Raw genomic sequence first — 17,857 nt, 5'->3', positions numbered from 1 at the left:
ACGCCCTTTGTAGGAGCGAGCCTGCTCGCGTTGAACTTCAGAACACCGCGTTTCTTCCTGACAAAACGCATCATCGTTTACGACCATCGCGAGCAGGCTCGCTCCTACAGGGGTTGTGCATGAGGCAGTCTGCAAACAACCGGTGAATTGGCTGGGTCCGCTGGCTATAGCGCTGCAACAGCACAATCTCCCGATAAAACGTCAACTCGCCCAGACGAATCACCCTGACCTTCGCCCCATGCTCCAGCCACAACCCGGCTTCGGGCAGTAACGAAACCCCCAACCCGCATTCGACCATCTTGACGATGGCTTCCAGTTCATCCAGCTCCAGCGCCACTTGCACATCAATTTGCTGTTCACGCAGAAACCGGGTCACCAGGCGTCCACCAAACGAGTTGCGGTCGTAGCGTACATGGGGGTGATCGGCGAGCAGTTGCAGTGGCTCGTCGCCTTCGAGCTCCGCCGGGACGATCAATACAAACGGCTCGCGGCGAATCACTTGCGCCGACAGTTCCTTGGGCAGGTCGAACGGTGGCTTGATCAGGATCGCCAGATCGACTTCGCCGGTGTCCACCTGACTCAACAGATTGAGCGATACCCCCGGCACCAGTTTTGGCTCCAGCAATGGCGCCTGCTGACGCAAACGCAGCAGGGCCTGGGGCAGCAATCCGGTCTGGGCCGTGGCCACCGCACCGATTTTCAGCTCGCCACGGTATTCGCTGACATCGTCGCTGACTGCCATGCGGCTGAAGGTGTCCAGGATCTCCCGGGCCATGGGCAACGCGCGCTGCCCCGCCGCATTGAGCAATGCCTGACGTCCAGTGCGATCGAACAAGCGAATCCCGAGGGCCTGTTCCAGGTTGCGCATCTGCGCACTGACGGCCGACTGCGTCAGGCCAATGTGCATGCCCGCCGCCGCAAACGTGCCGTAACGGGTCACCGCGATAAAGGTTTTCAGTTCCCGCAGCATAGGGCCCCCGATTGATCGAAATAATTTGAGCTCGGCGCAAAAACTATCGTCTTTTAATCGAAAAGCACAGGACTACACTCAGCCTGAATTCAGAAGATTGAGGCCCACCCCGATGCAGCTCTCCCCTTTTCACCTCGCCATTCCCGTCTATGACCTGCCGGCCGCGCGACACTTCTATGGCAGCGTGTTCGGTCTGGAAGAAGGTCGGTCCAGCGAACATTGGGTCGATTTCAACTTTTTCGGCCACCAACTGGTGATTCACCTGGCACCGAAAAACGCGACCCAGGAAGCCGCCCACACCAACGCCGTGGACGGCCATGACGTGCCGGTGCCGCATTTTGGCGTGGTCCTGGGAATGACGGAGTGGGAGGCGCTGGCCGAACGGCTGAAGGCGCTGGGGACGCGCTTCGTGATCGAACCGGGGATTCGTTTCCAGGGGCTGGTGGGTGAGCAGGCGACGATGTTTCTGTTTGATCCCTGCGGCAATGCGCTGGAATTCAAGGCATTCAAGGATATCGGGCAGTTGTTTGCCAAATAAGCGGTGACAGCGAGGACGCCTTCGCGGGCAAGCCCGCTCCCACAGTGATTTCTGTCGTTCACACGAACGGTGTACACCAACACCCTGTGGGAGCGGGCTTGCCCGCGAAGGGGCCAGTCCTGCCAACACACGTCTAGCGGCCCAACACCGCTTCCACCTCAACCAAAAGCTCTTCAATCGAGCCATGCAGCACCGTGTCGTACTCGATCTGCCCAATGCTGAAGCGAATGTCATAACCGCGATGCACCGTGGCATTGCGCTCATCGAGCATTTCTTCGAGTCGCGCCGTGATCGCCTTGATGTCCACCGCGCTGGACCCCGTCAGCAAAGCAACGAAGGTGGCACCGTCCAGTCGACCGATCACGTCGCTTTCCCTGAAGCCTATGCGCAGCACGTCGGCAAAGGTTTTCAGGGCATCGTCGCCCTCGGCGCGACCGAACAGGTAGTTGATGCGCTTGAAGTCGTCGAGGTTAAAAAACAGCAGGGTCGCCGGCCGGCCCAATTGCTGGCAAACGTTCAGCCCCAGTTGGGCCAATGCGATAAACCCGTGCCGATTGGACAGCAGCGTCAACTCATCCATGCTCGCCATCTGCACGCCGATCAGTTCCTGCTCGGCCTGCCGCGCCAGGTCGCGAAGCAGTTCGCGCTCCTGCAGTGGCGTGCGCAAAGGGTCTGCGCAGACGCTCGTTTGATGAGACTTGCCTGGGATCAGCATAAGTTGCTCCAGTGGCGACGATACACTTTAGAGTCGCCCAGAACCGGTTTGACTCCCGGTTGACGCACCGTTGGTCAGCTCCCCAGCGGACAGGGCCCTCCCGCGTCCGCCCAAATCTTGAATTGATCGACGAAAATAGCGTGGGGCACCGGCACCGGCTCGCGATTGCCTCCGGGATTCCAGCCCCACAGCACCAGTTTGTCCTCGCTGACATGCTTGATCAGCGCCGCGAAATCACGATCGCCGTTGCTGGAACGGTCCTTGATCAGGGCGCACAACTTGTCGGGCGGCAGGCCAATCCAGGCCATTTTGTGCGCGGCCGGTGGCAGGCTCCAATGGGGCGCCCCCGGCGGGGCCTTGGGGTCGTAACCGGGCGGTGGATTGGCCTCGGCGTGGCAGGTCGCGCAGGGCAGTCCCGCGGCACCCTTGCCATCCAGGCCACGCACCACATTCATCCCATGGGGCTTTCCCGAATCGAACTGCAACGGTGAATCGCCGGGAATGTGGCAGTTCTGGCAACGCGGGCTCTGGAAAACCTTCTGCACGGTTTCGAAGGCTTTCAAGGCTTCACGGTCATCGGCGAACAGCTCGGTGGCATAGATAAAAAGGCAAATCAGCAATAACGAGCCCAGCAACCAGTGATGGCGTTTCATCTCACACCCCCGACAACTGCAGCGGCAATTCGCGCAGGCGCTGGCCAGTCAAGGCAAACACCGCGTTGGCCACGGCCGGTGCCGTGGGCGGCACCCCCGCCTCGCCGATACCACCGGGCTTGTCGCTGCTGGGCACGATATGCACCTCCACCACCGGCATCTCGTTGAGCCGCAGCACCTGATAGTCGTGGTAATTGGACTGCACCACTTGCCCGTCCTTGAAGGTCAGCTTGCTATGCAAGGTAAAGCCGAGCCCGAAGGTGATGCACGACTCCATCTGCGCTGCGATGCTCTGCGGGTTGACCGCAATCCCGCAGTCCACCGCGCACACCACCCGATGCACGCGGATCGCCAGGTTGTCCTGGGACACTTCGGCAACCTGCGCCACGTAACTGCCGAACGACTCGTGCACCGCCACGCCCAGGGCATGGCCCTGGGGCAGCGGCGCCTTCCAGTTGGCTTTCTCCACCGCCAGGTTCAACACACCGAGGTGTCGCGGATGATCCTTGAGCAAGGTTCGGCGGTACTCCACCGGGTCCTTGCCCGCCGCCGTCGCCAGCTCGTCGATCAACGATTCCATGACAAACGCCGTGTGACTGTGCCCCACCGAACGCAACCACAGCACCTTGATGCCGGTTTGCGGTGAATGCAGCTCAACTTGATGGTTGGCCAGCCCTTCGAGGTAGGGACTGTCCACCACGCCTTCGACCGAGGTCTTGTCGATGCCGTTCTTGACCATCGCCGCTTCGAGGGAGGTGCCGGCCATGATCGACTGCCCGACCATCACATGCTTCCACGCCAGCGGCAGCCCGTCAGCACCCAGGCCAATCCGCGCCTGATGCAGGAACGCCGAGCGGTAATAGCCGCCACGAATGTCATCCTCCCGCGCCCACACGGTTTTCACTGGCGCGCCCGCTGCCTTGGCCACCTGCACCGCTTCAGCGACGAAGTCCGAGGTCGGGTTGGCGCGCCGACCAAAACCGCCGCCCAGGAATTCGGTATGGATTTCCACTTGCTCTGGTTTGAGCCCGGTGATTTTCCCGGCGATCATCTGATCGAGGGTCTGGAACTGGGTACCGGTCCAGATTTCGCACTTGTCCTGGGTGATCTTCACCGTGCAGTTCAGCGGTTCCATGGGCGCATGGGCCAGGTACGGCACGCTGTACTCGACATCGAGGGTCTTGCTCGCCTTGGCCAGCGCCGCCTGGGTGTCGCCGGCCTGACTGGCCGGTATGCCGGGCGTGGCGGCGAGTTTGCGGAAGCTCTCCAACAGTTTTTGACTGTCGAGGCCTGTATTCGGCCCCAAGTCCCACTCCACCGTCAGCGCGTCACGCCCCAACTTGGCCGCCCAATAATGATCGGCAATCACCGCCACACCGGTCGGCACCTGCAGCACTTTGTGCACCCCCGGAATCGCCAGCGCGCCGGCGCCCTCGAAGGATTTGACGCTGCCGCCAAACACCGGCGACCGGGCGACCATCGCGGTCATCAAGCCGTCGAATTGCACGTCCATGCCGAACTTCGCGCGCCCGGTGATTTTTTCCGGGGTGTCCAGGCGTTTGGTGGGCTTGCCGATGAATGTCCAGTCCTTGGCGTCCTTGAGCTTGATCGACGCCGGATCCGGCACCGGCAGCTTGCCCGCATCGTCGGCCAGTTCGCCGTAGCTGGCGCGCTGGTCACCGGCAATGACCACCCCCGATTCCGTTCGAATCTGCGACGGCGCCACGTTGAAACGCTTGGCCGCAGCCTCGATCAACATCAATCGCGCCGCCGCACCGGCCTGGCGGTAGCGGTCGAACTCCATCCAGGTCGAAGTCGAGCCGCCGGTGATTTGCATCCCGCCAAACCCGGCCAGCCCATAATCCTTGGCCGAGGCCGGGGAATGTTCGACGCGGATTTTCGACCAGTCGGCATCCAGCTCTTCGGCGATCAGCATGGTCAGGCCGGTCCAGATACCCTGGCCCATTTCCGAATGGCCAAGCAACACGGTGACGCTATTGTCATTGCCAATGCGCAGGAACGCATTCGGCGCGAACACCTTGCCCTGGTTGTCCGCGCCCTCGGCAAACCGATGGGCGCCAGGGATGACAAACGCCACCACCAGTCCACCACCTACTGCTGCGGCACCCTTGAGAAAACCACGACGCGATAGCGCAATCAGGCTGTCCATGGCCACCTCAACCCAGCTCGGCGGCGCGTTTCACCGCAGCGCGAATTCGTGGATAGGTGCCGCAGCGACAGATGTTGCCGGACAGCGCCTGATCGATGTCGCTGTCAGTCGGCTTGGGGATTTTCGCCAGCAGCGCCGCCGCCGACATGATCTGCCCGGACTGACAGTAACCGCACTGCACCACATCGAGTTCGGCCCAGGCTTGTTGCACCGGGTGCGAACCGTCGGTGGACAGGCCTTCGATGGTGAGAATTTTCTGCCCATTGGCCACGGCCGTGGCGGGCGTGATGCACGAGCGCAGCGGCGCGCCGTCGATGTGCACCGTGCAGGCGCCGCACTGGGCCATGCCACAACCGAATTTGGTCCCGGTCAGGTGCGCAACGTCGCGCAGGACCCAGAGCAGCGGCATGTCCGCGGGGACATCCAGTTCCTGGTCCTTGCCATTGATGTTCAGGGTCAGCATTGCGAAGGTCCTCAGACTCAAAGTGTTCTGAAGAGCGCGCGTCTTGGGAAAGGTGATGGGTTGCAGGAGTAAAGCGAATTTTCGCGCGCCTTGGGTTATCCCTTACAGCTAAGCGCAATTTGGCCCGCAGGCCGAACCCTATCGACAGTCGGTCAATTAAACCGTCTCAATCGACTGATCCCAGTGAGTTCAAGGACCGTTGCGGGAGCGAGCCGGCTCGCCCCCACAGTTTTAGCGACATCGGCGCTAGACCCGAGGCTTGAGCAACACCCCGGTATAACGCAGCAGGAACAATCCGAATGCCGAACACCACAGCAACGCCGCCAGTCCCAGTCCCAACCCGGAAAACGGCACCAGCAGTACCCGTGACAAACCGGCCAGCAGCATCAGGGAAAAACCCGCCACTATCGCGTTGGAAGGCAACAACGGCCGCCCGGTATGGCCGAGGCTGACCCGGGCAATCATCGCCAGAATCAGCCCGCCGATGGCGCCAACCGCCAGCGCATGGGTGGCCAGGCTCTGTTGCGGCATCAAGCCGGCGTGCCACAACGCCATCGCCACGACCGCCACAAACAGCCACCCATAGGACAGGTACAGCGACCACAGCAGAGGCACCCGCCACATTCCACGGTCATGCCAGCGCCACAGCCGCAGCAGATGCAACGCCCCGATCAGCACAAACAACAACGACAACCAGGGCCTTGGCGCGTCGTTCAAGCCGAAGGCAAAGCTCACGGCGACCAGCATCCCACTGACCAGCAGCACCCTGGTCGGCAACGGACTGGCCGCAGGCGCTGGCGGACGACTCAATCCGCGCTGAATGAAAAACGGGATCACTCGCCCACCGATCACACTCATCAACGCCGCCACCAGCCACAGGGCCGCCAACACACCGCGCCGTTGCAGGCCATCGTCATGGGTCGCGAGCCCCCACAGCGTCATCACCTGGCACCCGGCCAACAAGGTGATCATCAGCAAAATCGGGTAATTATCGCGTTTGCCTGCCGCCAGCAGATCCCGCCCCAGCACCCACGCCAGCAGCGGCAGAAAAGGCAGTTGAAGCACCAGCAACAACGCAGGAGGAATCGGCATCAGCCACGCCAGCCGGGCCAGCAGCCAGACCAGCACCAGCCCGATCAGCGGCCAGCCATTGAGTCCCCGCCGACCTGTCCAGTTCGGCACCGCTGTCAGCAAAAAGCCGGCAATGATCGCCACGGCAAACCCGAACGGCATCTCGTGTCGATGCCAGGCAAGCATGCCGCCCACCGGTTCAACGCCGGGCCATCGGCCGTACAGCCACAGCGCCCAGATGGCCACCGCCAGCGCGGCAAATGCAGCGCCGGCGAGAAAGAACGGGCGAAAACCGAGACTGAAGACGGGTGCAGCGCCGAATGTGCGCATCAGGCCAGCACCCCGGCCATGGGTATGCTCAACCGATGCTGAGCCAGCAAGCGCATGACGTAGCCGACTTTCAACAGGGTGGGTCCGACGATGGTCATGGCATGCATCGCTACCAGCGCGACGATCGGCAAATGACCGGCATAGAGATAAGCGCCATAGATCCCGGCAAGCAGCATGGCCAGGCCGGTGCCGAGCACGCGGCTGGAAAGATGCAGAACATTCTGAGGATGGCTGAAGAAGTCGAACATTTTCCGTACTCCTGAAGGCGTTCAGTGGTACGTGTGTCGTATCAAGTCCCGTGCCAGATATTTAACCCCTATAAATCAGCCACCTGCGATGCCTTGAGTCTTTTCGACTACCACAAGGAATAGTCTGTATGACTCGATCAGAAGTCAAACAGACTACACCCGACAAAACAGCAGCAAGCACTTGTCGATCTACGGCACGCCCGGCCGACATCAGGCTGGCTACGCTGATAGTCCAGTCTGCAAAAACCTGCCAGGGAGACCCGCCATGCTACACGTACAAAAAATCACCCCCTGCCTGTGGTTCGACGGCCAGGCCGAAGAGGCCGCCAGGTTCTACTGTGCGATCTTCGATCACGCAAAAATCACCGCCATCACCCATTACGGCAAGGCCGGCCAGGAATTCCACGGCCGGGAAGTCGGGTCGGTCATGACCGTCAGCTTCGAACTCGACGGCCAGACGTTTACTGGCCTTAACGGAGGCCCGAACTTCACGTTCAACGAAGCGATCTCGTTCCAGGTCAATTGCCAGACCCAGGAAGAAGTCGACCACTTCTGGGGACGCCTGTCCGCGGGCGGGCCGGTCGAGGCGCAGCAATGCGGCTGGCTCAAGGACAAGTTCGGCGTGTCCTGGCAAATCGTGCCGGTGGCGATGATGGAGATGATCAAGGACCCCGACACGGCCAAGTCCCAGCGCGCCATGCAGGCGATGATGCACATGAAAAAACTCGATATTGCCGAGCTGCAACGAGCCTTTGACGGCGAGAGCTAATACACTCCGACGCTGAACTGCCAAGGATTGACCATGAAGCTCTCCACGCCCAAGGCCACCGACAAGGCCCCGCGCTTCTGGCGCGATGACACCCTGCCCTTCATCGAAGCCCGCGCCATCGCCGACGGGCGCGAGGTCTGTTACACCCGGCATGCCCACGAACACTTCTCCATCGGCGCAATCACCGCCGGGCGCAGTACTTACGTCCACGAACAATCGCAGTTCGAGGTCAGCACCGGCACCGTGGTGTTGATGAACCCCGACGATGTCCACGCCTGCAACCCGATCGACGACCAGCCCTGGTCGTACCTGATGCTGTACGTCGATACCGCGTGGCTCACCGACCTGCAGCACCAGCTCGGGTTCAGCGACGACCTGGCGTTCCGCCGGTTTGCAGTCACCCACACGTCCGACGCCAGCCTGTTCGATGGGCTGAAGACCTTGTATGAAGTGTTGGTCGATCCGCAGCAGGACGTGCTGCGCAAGCAGAGCACGGCCGTGGAGTTTTTCAGCGACGTGCAACTGCGCCTCAACCCGACCGATCAACCGCTGCGCGAGCCGAACTTCAAACTCGAACGCGCCGCCGAATTCATCCGCGATCACTGCACGCAGATGCTCAAGCTCGAAGACATCTGCGAAGCGGCACAGCTGTCACCGTCCTACCTGATCCGCGCGTTCAAGCAGCATTACGGCATGACACCCCACGCCTTCCTGGTCAACCGACGCATCCAGTTCGCCCGGGACCAACTGCGCCATGGCAAGCTGATCGCCGACGTCGCACTGGAAGCGGGATTTGCCGACCAGGCGCACTTTCAACGGGCGTTTAAACAGCATCTGGCAGCGACGCCGGGGCAGTATCGGGGGTGAACCCTCGCCACCGATACTCATCAACACAACAGACCTGTCACTCATTCAGCAATCAGATAAACCGCACTCACCGCCAGCATCAACGCCATCACCCGGTTAAACCAGCGCATGCCCGCCGGGTTGTTGAGGTAGCCGCGCAAGAACGTCCCGGCATAGGCCCAGCAGCCGACGGACAGGTAGCAAATCACCAGGTAAACCGCCGCAAACTGCCAGACCAGCCGCGCCTCGCCATCGGCGACAAACGCGCCCATGCCGGCCACGCAGGCCAGCCAGGCTTTCGGATTGAGCCATTGCATCACGGCGCCATACAGCATCGACGGGGCACGGCTTGCGTCCTTCGCCTCAAGCTGTCCATTGTCGGCCGCGAGCTTGTACGCCATGTACAACAGGAACGCCACGCCCGCCCACTGCACCACACGGGTCATCGCCGGCCACAGCCGCAACACCTCATGCAACCCCAGCCCCATCAACATCAGGAGCAACACGAAGCCCAGGGTCGCCCCGGCCACATGCCGTTGACTGGCACGAAAGCCGAAGCGCGCCCCGGAACTCAAGGCCACGATATTCACCGGCCCCGGCGTAATCGAAGCGGCCAACGCAAACGCCGCCATGGACATCATCAAACTCATCGCACACCTGTTCCTGTCAGTTGAACCAGGCCCCAAGGTAAAGAGCCTGCTGGCGTGCGTATTGAAGAAAACTGCCCTAGGCGTAAAAGTCGACCACCCTCTTGACCTTCACCAGCGCCTGACGCAACGAGTCCATGTCCACCGAGCCCAGCGCCAGGCGGATCGCATGGGGCACATGGGTCGAGATCGCAAAGGGGTCGGCGGGCGAGACCGAGACCTGCTCGCGCATCAGCGCCATGGCGATCTGGTCAGCGCGGGCATCGTCGGTCAGTGGCAGCCAGATGAAATACGAAGACGGATGGCTGATGATCCTGAGCCCCGCCAGTTCCTTGCGTGCCAGGACCTGCCTGGCCTGGGCGTCCGCACGTTTCTGCGCTTCGAGCTTGAGGACGGTGCCGTCATCGAGCCAGCCGCAGGCGATGGCGGTCATCACGCCGGGCGTGTTCCAGGTGGTTGCCATGATCGTGCGCTCGAAGGCCGCGACCCATGGCGCGGGCGCGGCAATAAACCCGACGCGCAATCCGGTGGCGATATTCTTCGACAGGCCTGAAACGTACACCGTCCTCTCCGGCGCCAACGTCGCCAGGGGCGGCGGCGCGTCTTCGGCAAGAAAGGCGTAGGCCGCGTCCTCAATGACGGTCAGATCATGCCGGCGCGCAATCGACACCAACTGCTCCCGCTGTTCGGTCGCCATCACCCAGCCCAAGGGATTGTGCAGCGTCGGCATCGCGTAGACGGCCCGTACCGATCGAGTCCGGCACAGCTTTTCGAGGGCGGGCAGGTCAGGCCCCTGGTCCGTGACGGGAATGGGCAAGAGCTCCAGATGCAGGGTTTCGGCCAGCGTCTTGAAACCGGGGTACGTCAACGCATCCGCAGCGATCACATCGCCGGGCTTGAGCAAGGTCATCAGGGTCACCGCCAGGCCGTGCTGGGCGCCGCTGACGATCATGACCTGTTCGGCCGGCACGTTGAGCCCGCGCTCAATGAGGTGCCGCGCCACCGAGGCCCGCTCATGCAGACGCCCCGCGTGGGGCTGATAACGCAGCAGCGCTTCCAGGTCCCCGGACAACGCCAACTGCCGCAGGGCGTTGCGCAACAGATCGGCCTGACCGGGCAACGACGGATAGTTGAAGTTGAGGTCAATCATCCCCGCCGCCACCACCGACTGGGCAATGCCTTGACCGGGCGGCAGCGACGTCTCCCGGACAAAGGTGCCGCGCCCGGTTTCGCCACTGACCAGGCCCATGCTTTCAAGCTCGGCGTACACCCGGCTGGCCGTGACCAGCGCCAGGCCTTGCTCGCGGGCGAGTTGTCGGTGAGTCGGCAAGCGTGTACCGGGCGACAGGCGACCGGCGCGGATGTCGGCGGCAAAGGCGTCTACCAGGGATTTGTAGCGGGAGCGAGGCATGTCGAGATGTATCCATGACAATTTTTTGATTGTACCGATAGTCGGTCATAGGATGGCTTTCGTGCAACCAGACTCTGAGCGAGAGCGAAATGGAACGGACTTCGAACCTGCAACACCCGTCACTGCAAAGCAACGCCAGCGGCTGGATCAACGGCCTGATCGGCGTGGTGATCTTCAGCGGCTCGCTGCCTGCGACGCGGGTGGCGGTGCTGGAGTTCGATCCGGTATTCCTGACAGTCGCCCGCGCCACCCTCGCGGCGATCCTGGCACTGTGCCTGTTGCTGCTGTTCAAGGAAAAGCGCCCCGCGCGCCAGCAACTGCTGCCCTTGGCCATCGTGGCCTTGGGTGTGGTGATCGGCTTTCCGCTGTTGACGGCACTGGCGCTGCAATACGTGACGTCCGCACACTCCATCGTGTTCGTCGGCCTGTTGCCGCTGGCGACTGCGGTGTTCGGGGTCTTGCGCGGTGGCGAGCGGCCCCGGCCAGTGTTCTGGGTGTTCTCGGTACTGGGCAGCCTGCTGGTCGTCGGTTTCGCCGCGTCCCAGGGACTGACCGCGGCACCGCAAGGCGATCTCCTGATGCTGCTGGCAATCCTGGCCTGCGGCCTTGGCTATGCCGAAGGCGCGAAGCTGTCCAGGACGCTCGGTGGCTGGCAGGTGATTTCCTGGGCGCTGGTGTTGGCGCTGCCGATCATGACCGCCGTGACCTGGTGGCGAGTGCCCGTGACCCTCGCCAACATCAGCGCACCGGCCTGGCTCAGCCTGGGGTACGTGTCACTGTTCAGCATGCTGATCGGCTTTGTGTTCTGGTATCGCGGCCTCGCCCAGGGCGGAATCGCCGCCGTCGGCCAACTGCAATTGCTGCAGCCGTTTTTTGGCCTGGCACTGGCGGCGACCTTGCTGCACGAACAGGTCAGCCTTGGGATGCTTGGCGTGACAGTCGCGGTGATCCTCTGCGTGGCCGGGGCGAAAAAGTTCTCCCGCTAGCCACTGATACGGCACTTTAGGTCCATGACTGTACGGGGCGGCCCCTTCAAGGGCTGTGATAAAAATACGCTCTCGCTACTGGAGCCCATCATGGACCTCGCCACCCTCTCCCTCTTTCTCCCGGCCTGCTTCGCCCTGAACATGGCGCCCGGCCCGAACAACCTGCTGTCGGTGAGCAATTCGACCCGCTACGGCTATCGCACCGCGTGCCTGGCCGGCCTAGGGCGCCTGCTGGCATTCGCCGGGATGATCGCTCTGGCCTCGGCCGGTCTGGCGGTGGTGCTGCAAACCTCGGAATTGTTGTTCTACGGGATCAAGATTCTCGGTGCCGCGTACCTGTTCTACCTGGCCTGGCAGTTGTGGCGCGCCGATCCTGGCGTTGCGAACGTGGTGGCCAGCGCGCCCGTGGGCCTGCTTGGGCTGGCCCGGCAAGAGTTTCTGGTGGCGGCGGGCAATCCGAAGGCGATCCTGATCTTCACCGCGTTCCTGCCGCAATTCGTCGACGCGACCCGCGCCATCACCCCGCAATTCGCGGTGCTGGGTGCACTGTTCCTGATACTGGAATGGATCGCCATCGCCGCCTACGCCTACATGGGCCTGCACATGCGCCGCTGGTTCGCCAAGCCGTCGGGCAAGCGCCTCTTCAACCGCTGCTGCGCGGGGCTGCTGTCGGCGGCGGCTTCGGTGTTGCTGATGGCGCGTCGGGCCTGAGGCGTTTTTTATTCATGGCCCTCTCCATCAGCATGGATCGGGCACTGCGCTTGTGACTAAATAGATCATCCCGCCATTGATGTGAAAGCCAGGCCCCAATGAACACAAGCATTCTTTACGCCCTTGCCGCCGCTGCGCTGTTTGGTGCAAGTACGCCATTGGCCAAGCTGTTGGGACTGAACCTTTCGCCCATCCTGCTGGCCGGACTGCTGTACATGGGCAGCGGCCTGGGATTGACCCTTGCCCGATTGATCCGCGACCGCGGCTGGCGCCCCAGCGGGCTGACCTCTGCCGAATGGCCCTGGCTGATCGGCGCGATTGCATTTGGCGGGATTCTCGGCCCCGTGGCATTGATGTCTGGCTTGACCTCAACCTCTGGCGCCACAGCCTCCTTGATGCTGAACCTCGAATCAGTACTGACCGCCGTGCTGGCGTGGGTGGTGTTTAAAGAGAACGCCGACCGACGCATCGTCATCGGCATGCTGGCGATCGTCGCAGGGGGCGTGCTGCTGGCCTGGCCACAGGGAGCGGTTCACTCCCAGGGCTGGACCGGGCCGCTGTGTGTCGCCCTGGCCTGCGCCTGTTGGGCTATCGATAACAATCTGACGCGCAAAGTGTCAGCCTCGGACGCGCTGTTCATTGCGGGTGTAAAGGGTTTGTGCGCCGGGTTGGTGAACTGTTCCCTGGCGCTGTCGCTCGGGGCATCGTTGCCACCGATGACGGTACTTGGCCCAACCCTGATCGTCGGCTTCCTCGGTTACGGTATCAGCCTGGTGTTGTTTGTACTGGCCTTGCGCGGGCTGGGCTCCGCACGCACGGGTGCCTATTTTTCCACCGCGCCGTTCCTCGGCGCCGCCATTGCCATCCTGCTGCTGGGCGAATCGGTGACGGCGAGTTTTTGGGTGGCTTCTTTGTTGATGGGGCTGGGGGTCTGGATTCACCTCAAGGAAAGCCATGCCCATGAACATGAGCACCAAGCCCTTCTTCACCGTCATCGACACGTCCACGATGAACACCACCAACACGAACATACATTCGAGTGGGACGGCACCGAACCCCACAGCCATGAACACCAACACACGCCCCTGCGCCACAGCCATGCGCACTTTCCAGACATTCATCATCGTCACAAGCACTAGTCGAGCACCGGCAACTCCTGATGGAGCGGGTCTGGAACGCTCCGCAATTCTCTGTCGATTTTCCGGTGGAGACCGTCTGATTCGCCCTCTATGCTGGCCCCATGAACGTACACAGCACGCTACTTCCGCCCCACGCCGAGATGGTTCGCGCCATGCTCGAACGCGACACCGCCTACGAGGGGGTGTTTTTTACCGCGGTCAAAACCACCGGGATTTTCTGCCGTCCCAGCTGCACGGCACGCAAGCCAAAGCCGGAGAATGTCGAGTTCTTCGCCCATGCCGACGAGTGCCTGTCGGCGGGCTATCGTGCCTGCCTGCGCTGTAAACCCCTGGACGCCGCGGCCATCGCCCCGGATTGGGTACAGACGCTGCTCAAGTCGGTGGAAGCCGATCCCGAGCAGCGCTGGACCGATGCCCGGTTGCTGGCCGCCGGCATCGAGCCGCTGAAACTGCGGCGCTGGTTCAAGCAGCATTTCGGCATGACCTTTCATGCCTGGTTGCGCACGCGCCGCCTGGGCATGGCGCTGGGCGGCATCAAACAGGGCGACTCCATCGACAGCGCGGCGTTCGACTGCGGCTACGAGTCCCTGAGCGGTTTTCGCGATGCCTTCCAGAAATCCTTCCACATCACCCCCGGTCGCGCAGCCAACAGTGAGCCGCTGCTGTTCACGCGCCTGACCACGCCGCTGGGACCGATGATCGCCATGGCCGAGCGCCGTGGGCTGGTGTTGCTGGAGTTCCTCGACCGGCCGGCGTTGACCCGGGAGATTGAAGCCCTGCAGAACCGTTTCGGCTATGCCGTGGCGCCAGGGCACAATCACCACCTGCAGCAAATCGAGCAGGAACTGGCGCGGTATTTCGCCGGAGACTTGACCGCGTTCAACGTGGCGCTGCACCTGCCCGGCAGCGAATTTTCCCGCCAGGTCTGGGCCATCCTGGCGACCATCCCTTACGGCCAGACCACCACCTACGGGGCCATCGCCGCCAGGCTGGGCAAACCCGGCGCCAGCCGCGCAGTCGGCCTGGCCAATGGGCACAACCGCCTTTCGATCGTCCTGCCGTGCCACCGGGTGATCGGTGCCGATGGCTCGCTGACGGGCTATGGTGGAGGGCAACCGCGCAAGGCGTTTCTGCTCAGGCTGGAAAAAGCCGCCGTGCAGATCAGCCTGCCATTCGCCCATGACGAAATCGACACACTGTTGCAGCCTTCCGGGAATGCCTGAAACCATGTCCGACCGCTATCAACCCGCCACCGATTTCTTGTCGTCAATCGATGAGGACTGGCGGCAACACATCGCGATGGTCGGCCCGTGCCTGCACCAACCCCACACCGCCCGCGATCCCTATGAGTCGCTGGTACGGGCGATTGCCTATCAGCAACTGCATGCCCGGGCCGGCGATGCGATCATCGGCCGGTTGCTGGCCCTGTTCCCGTCAGGCGGGTTTCCCAGGCCCGAGCAAATCGTCGCCTGCGACTTCGATCAACTGCGCGGTTGCGGGTTCTCCGCCAGCAAGATCGCCACTATTCAAGGCATCGCCCAGGCGACCCTTGAGGGCCTCGTGCCGGATTACGCCACGGCCCTGGCCATGGACGATGAAGCGCTGATCGAGCGCTTGATCACCCTGCGCGGGGTGGGCCGCTGGACCGTGGAAATGCTGCTGATCTATAGCCTGGAACGGCCGGACATCCTGCCGGCCGACGATTTCGGAGTGCGTGAGGGTTATCGGCGGCTCAAGGGCCTGGAAGCACAGCCGACGCGCAAGCAGATGGTTGAAATCGGCTTGGCGTGGAGCCCTTATCGGACGGTGGCTTCCTGGTATTTGTGGCGGGTGTCCAACCGATAGACCGCGTTATCGTTCTTCGCGAGCAGGCTCGCTCCCACAGGGTCGGCGCCGATCCTTCGGAAGCGAGCTGGCTCTCCAACGCCAGTCACAACCCCGATTTCAACCGGCTGAACGCCCGGATCAGCGCCCGGTTGAAGTCCTTGCCGTTGTCATTCTTGCTGTACAACGATGCGCGAACCTCGGCCGGCGGGTAGGTCCCCGGATCATTGCGAATCGCCGGGTCGATCAAGCTGTCCGCCGCAGTGATCGCGTTGGCGTAGTGAATGGTGTCGGTGATCGGCGCCATCACTTCAGGCGTCATCAAATAGTCCATCAGAGCCAGGCCGGCCTGCGGATGCGGCGCATCCTTGGGAATGACCATGGCATCGAACCAGATCAACGTGCCCTCCTTCGGTATCCGGTAACCGAGCTTGTAAGGTTTGCCCGCCGCTTCCGCCTGGCCGGCAGCGATGGCCACGTTGCCGTTCCACGACATCGCCACACAGGTGTTGCCATTGGCCAGGTCGCTGATGTTCAGGTCGTTGTCGAAGTAGCGAATGTAGGGGCGGATCTTCGCCAGTTGCGCCTCGGCGCGTTTCAGGTCATCGAGGTTCTGGCGGTTGATGTCCAGGCCCATGTACTTCATGACCGCCGCGAACACCTCGTTGGGATCATTGAGCAGACTGACCCCGCAATCGGCGAATTTCGCCACCACCGCCGGGTCGAAGAGCATTGCCCAACTGTCCGTCGGCGCGTCGGGCAGGCGCTGTTTGACCGCCTCATCCTGAAAGCCCACGCCCGTGGTGCCCCAGGCGTAGATCCCGGCATAGCGATTGCCCGGATCGAACACCGCCATATGCTGACGAAACTCCTCGCCGACACCGGCAAAGTGCGGCAGTCGCTGCTTGTCCACGGGCTGGATCGCGCCGCTCTGGATGGCCCGGGACAGATGCTGGCCGGCGGTCAGCACCAGGTCGTAGCCGCTGCGGCCGGTGAGCAGTTTGGTCTCGACGGTTTCCAGGGAGTCAAAGTGATCGGCGACCACATGGATGCCGGTTTGTTTCTCGAAATGGGTCAGGGTGTCCGGGGCCAGGTACTCGCCCCAGATATAGAGATTCACCACTGGTTTTGGGGGGTCGGCGGCCTGCACACACAGGGGTGCAAGCACCAGCAGTATTGCTTGAGTCAGTTTGTGCAGGCCCATGGTCACGCTCCCTTTTTGTGGCTGGCGGCGCCGGCGTACTGAGGCATGGTGATGCACGCGACGTTGCCGCCCCCGAGGAGAATTTCCCGGGAGTTTTCGATGCCGACGATGTTGTGCCGAGGGAACAGTTCCGCCAGGGTCGCCTGCGCCACCTGGTCGTTGCGATCACCAAACAGCGGCACCACGATCGACGTATTACCGGCGTAGTAGTTGATGTAGGACGCACAGATTTTGGTGCCGGCCTGGCGGGTGTGGGTGCTGTCCTGCTGGTCCAGGCCTTCGGCCTCTTCAGCGGTCCATTCCAGCACATCCGGTTGCGGCAGTTTGTGCACGATCAGCTCGCGGCCACGGCTGTCGCGGGTGCTGCGCAGGATGTCGTAGGCCTCCTGGTAGATTTCCCACTGCGGGTCATCGCGGTTGTCGGTCCATTGCAGCACCACTTCTCCGGGGCGCACGAAGCACGCGAGGTCATCGACATGGCCATCGGTTTCGTCGAACTTGCAGCCCCGCGGCAGCCAGATGATTTGCTCGGCGCCCAGGTAATCGGTCAGGCGCCGGGTGACTTCGTCCTTGCCCAGGTGCTGATTGCGATTGCGGTTGAGCAGGCATTGCTCGGTGGTGAGGATGCTGCCCTGGCCATCGCTCTGGATACCGCCCATTTCGGCAATCAACGGTGCGCGATAGCGGTCGAAGCGCTCGATTTCGAGGATTTTGCTCGCGATCTGGTCGTCCTTGTCCCATGGATAGTACAAACCGCCGTCGAGTCCGCCGTAGGCGTTGAATTCAAAGTCGACGCCGCGCACTTCGCCACTCTGGTCGTTGACCACGAAGCACGGGCCGCTGTCGCGAAACCAGGTGTCGTTGCAGGTCATTTCGACCACCCGCACTTGCGGCGGCAACTGGCGGCGTGCGGTGGCGAATTGCGCAGCGGAGGCACACACGGTGACCGGTTCGCTCTGGGCGATTGCGGTGACGATCTGCACCCAGACTTTCTGCGCAGGCTTGGCGCCATTGCGCCAGACGTCCGTGCGCTCCGGCCAGCCGAGCCAGCAGCCGGACTTGGTTTCGAATTCGCCGGGCAAACGGAAACCGTCGAGCTTGGGAGTGGAATCGAGCAAACGTGCCATGGGCCTACCTCATCAGCGGGGGATTGGAATGACCA

19 protein-coding genes are annotated in these 17,857 nt (G+C 62.4%); 8 read left to right on the top strand and 11 right to left on the bottom strand.

What is annotated here, in order from left to right:
- Nucleotides 1–70: 70 nt before the first annotated feature.
- Nucleotides 71–970 carry a LysR family transcriptional regulator gene (locus ACX3YD_RS28815; RefSeq protein ID WP_458961665.1) on the bottom strand — a complete coding sequence of 300 codons (900 nt, stop codon included), beginning with the start codon at nucleotides 968–970 and terminating at the stop codon, nucleotides 71–73.
- A 112-nt stretch (nucleotides 971–1,082) separates the two neighbouring features.
- Between ACX3YD_RS28815 and ACX3YD_RS28810 the strand changes: the two genes are divergently transcribed.
- Nucleotides 1,083–1,508 carry a VOC family protein gene (locus ACX3YD_RS28810; protein ID WP_458961664.1) on the top strand — a complete coding sequence of 142 codons (426 nt, stop codon included), beginning with the start codon at nucleotides 1,083–1,085 and terminating at the stop codon, nucleotides 1,506–1,508.
- Nucleotides 1,509–1,641: 133 nt separating this feature from the next.
- Here ACX3YD_RS28810 and ACX3YD_RS28805 read toward each other — a convergent pair whose 3' ends face one another.
- The 6 genes from ACX3YD_RS28805 to ACX3YD_RS28780 form a co-directional block, all read right to left on the bottom strand.
- Nucleotides 1,642–2,223 carry a GGDEF domain-containing protein gene (locus tag ACX3YD_RS28805; protein WP_103405626.1) on the bottom strand — a complete coding sequence of 194 codons (582 nt, stop codon included), beginning with the start codon at nucleotides 2,221–2,223 and terminating at the stop codon, nucleotides 1,642–1,644.
- Between the two features lie 74 nt (nucleotides 2,224–2,297).
- Nucleotides 2,298–2,876 (bottom strand): hypothetical protein, encoded by a 579-nt coding sequence (locus ACX3YD_RS28800; RefSeq protein ID WP_458961663.1) that lies wholly within the window; start codon nucleotides 2,874–2,876, stop codon nucleotides 2,298–2,300.
- Nucleotide 2,877: 1 nt separating this feature from the next.
- Nucleotides 2,878–5,046 carry a xanthine dehydrogenase family protein molybdopterin-binding subunit gene (locus tag ACX3YD_RS28795; RefSeq protein ID WP_458961662.1) on the bottom strand — a complete coding sequence of 723 codons (2,169 nt, stop codon included), beginning with the start codon at nucleotides 5,044–5,046 and terminating at the stop codon, nucleotides 2,878–2,880.
- Between the two features lie 7 nt (nucleotides 5,047–5,053).
- Nucleotides 5,054–5,509 (bottom strand): (2Fe-2S)-binding protein, encoded by a 456-nt coding sequence (locus ACX3YD_RS28790; RefSeq protein ID WP_103405623.1) that lies wholly within the window; start codon nucleotides 5,507–5,509, stop codon nucleotides 5,054–5,056.
- A gap of 246 nt (nucleotides 5,510–5,755) precedes the next feature.
- The gene (locus ACX3YD_RS28785; protein ID WP_458961661.1) at nucleotides 5,756–6,910 is read right to left on the bottom strand and encodes an NnrS family protein; all 1,155 of its coding nucleotides are present in this window, start codon (nucleotides 6,908–6,910) and stop codon (nucleotides 5,756–5,758) included.
- Entirely contained in the window at nucleotides 6,910–7,158 is a 249-nt protein-coding gene (locus ACX3YD_RS28780; RefSeq protein WP_047528280.1) for a hypothetical protein, read from the bottom strand. The genes ACX3YD_RS28785 and ACX3YD_RS28780 overlap by 1 nt, the downstream gene beginning before the upstream one ends.
- Before the next feature lie 265 nt (nucleotides 7,159–7,423).
- Here ACX3YD_RS28780 and ACX3YD_RS28775 point away from each other — a divergent pair, with 265 nt between their 5' ends.
- A complete protein-coding gene (locus ACX3YD_RS28775; RefSeq protein ID WP_458961660.1) occupies nucleotides 7,424–7,927 on the top strand; it encodes a VOC family protein in 504 nt (167 codons plus the stop codon).
- A 33-nt stretch (nucleotides 7,928–7,960) separates the two neighbouring features.
- Nucleotides 7,961–8,794, top strand: coding sequence for an AraC family transcriptional regulator (locus tag ACX3YD_RS28770; RefSeq protein WP_103405619.1), 834 nt, complete (start codon nucleotides 7,961–7,963; stop codon nucleotides 8,792–8,794).
- Nucleotides 8,795–8,835: 41 nt separating this feature from the next.
- On the opposite strand, the gene ACX3YD_RS28765 is transcribed toward ACX3YD_RS28770, so the two are convergent.
- Both ACX3YD_RS28765 and ACX3YD_RS28760 read right to left on the bottom strand, forming a co-directional pair.
- Complete coding sequence (locus ACX3YD_RS28765; RefSeq protein ID WP_458961659.1) at nucleotides 8,836–9,423, bottom strand: LysE family translocator; 588 nt, start codon at nucleotides 9,421–9,423, stop codon at nucleotides 8,836–8,838.
- A 76-nt stretch (nucleotides 9,424–9,499) separates the two neighbouring features.
- Nucleotides 9,500–10,831: an aminotransferase-like domain-containing protein gene (locus ACX3YD_RS28760; RefSeq protein ID WP_458961658.1), complete on the bottom strand. Its 1,332-nt coding sequence runs from the start codon at nucleotides 10,829–10,831 to the stop codon at nucleotides 9,500–9,502.
- A gap of 89 nt (nucleotides 10,832–10,920) precedes the next feature.
- On the opposite strand from ACX3YD_RS28760, the gene ACX3YD_RS28755 reads away from it, so the two are divergent.
- The 5 genes from ACX3YD_RS28755 to ACX3YD_RS28735 all read left to right on the top strand — a co-directional run bounded on the left by ACX3YD_RS28755 (nucleotide 10,921) and on the right by ACX3YD_RS28735 (nucleotide 15,512).
- Nucleotides 10,921–11,817 carry a DMT family transporter gene (locus ACX3YD_RS28755; protein ID WP_458961657.1) on the top strand — a complete coding sequence of 299 codons (897 nt, stop codon included), beginning with the start codon at nucleotides 10,921–10,923 and terminating at the stop codon, nucleotides 11,815–11,817.
- A 90-nt stretch (nucleotides 11,818–11,907) separates the two neighbouring features.
- Nucleotides 11,908–12,528, top strand: a complete 621-nt coding sequence (locus ACX3YD_RS28750) for a LysE family translocator (RefSeq protein ID WP_458961656.1) — start codon at nucleotides 11,908–11,910, stop codon at nucleotides 12,526–12,528.
- Between the two features lie 98 nt (nucleotides 12,529–12,626).
- A complete protein-coding gene (locus tag ACX3YD_RS28745; protein WP_103405614.1) occupies nucleotides 12,627–13,667 on the top strand; it encodes a DMT family transporter in 1,041 nt (346 codons plus the stop codon).
- Nucleotides 13,668–13,768: 101 nt separating this feature from the next.
- The gene (locus ACX3YD_RS28740; RefSeq protein ID WP_458961655.1) at nucleotides 13,769–14,890 is read left to right on the top strand and encodes a bifunctional transcriptional activator/DNA repair enzyme AdaA; all 1,122 of its coding nucleotides are present in this window, start codon (nucleotides 13,769–13,771) and stop codon (nucleotides 14,888–14,890) included.
- A 4-nt stretch (nucleotides 14,891–14,894) separates the two neighbouring features.
- Nucleotides 14,895–15,512 (top strand): DNA-3-methyladenine glycosylase family protein, encoded by a 618-nt coding sequence (locus ACX3YD_RS28735; RefSeq protein WP_458961654.1) that lies wholly within the window; start codon nucleotides 14,895–14,897, stop codon nucleotides 15,510–15,512.
- Between the two features lie 85 nt (nucleotides 15,513–15,597).
- Here the strand turns inward: ACX3YD_RS28735 and ACX3YD_RS28730 are convergent, their stop codons facing one another.
- Together ACX3YD_RS28730 and aguA are read right to left on the bottom strand one after the other, a co-directional pair.
- On the bottom strand, nucleotides 15,598–16,695 hold the full coding sequence (locus ACX3YD_RS28730) for an extracellular solute-binding protein (RefSeq protein ID WP_458961653.1): 1,098 nt from the start codon (nucleotides 16,693–16,695) through the stop codon (nucleotides 15,598–15,600).
- Nucleotides 16,696–16,697: 2 nt separating this feature from the next.
- Entirely contained in the window at nucleotides 16,698–17,822 is a 1,125-nt protein-coding gene (gene aguA / locus ACX3YD_RS28725; RefSeq protein WP_458961652.1) for an agmatine deiminase, read from the bottom strand.
- Nucleotides 17,823–17,857: the final 35 nt, after the last annotated feature.

It is taken from the genome of Pseudomonas fluorescens group sp. PF-1, assembly GCF_054481335.1.
Note: the sequence above shows the minus strand (reverse complement) of the source record. Positions and strands in the feature narration are given on the sequence as shown.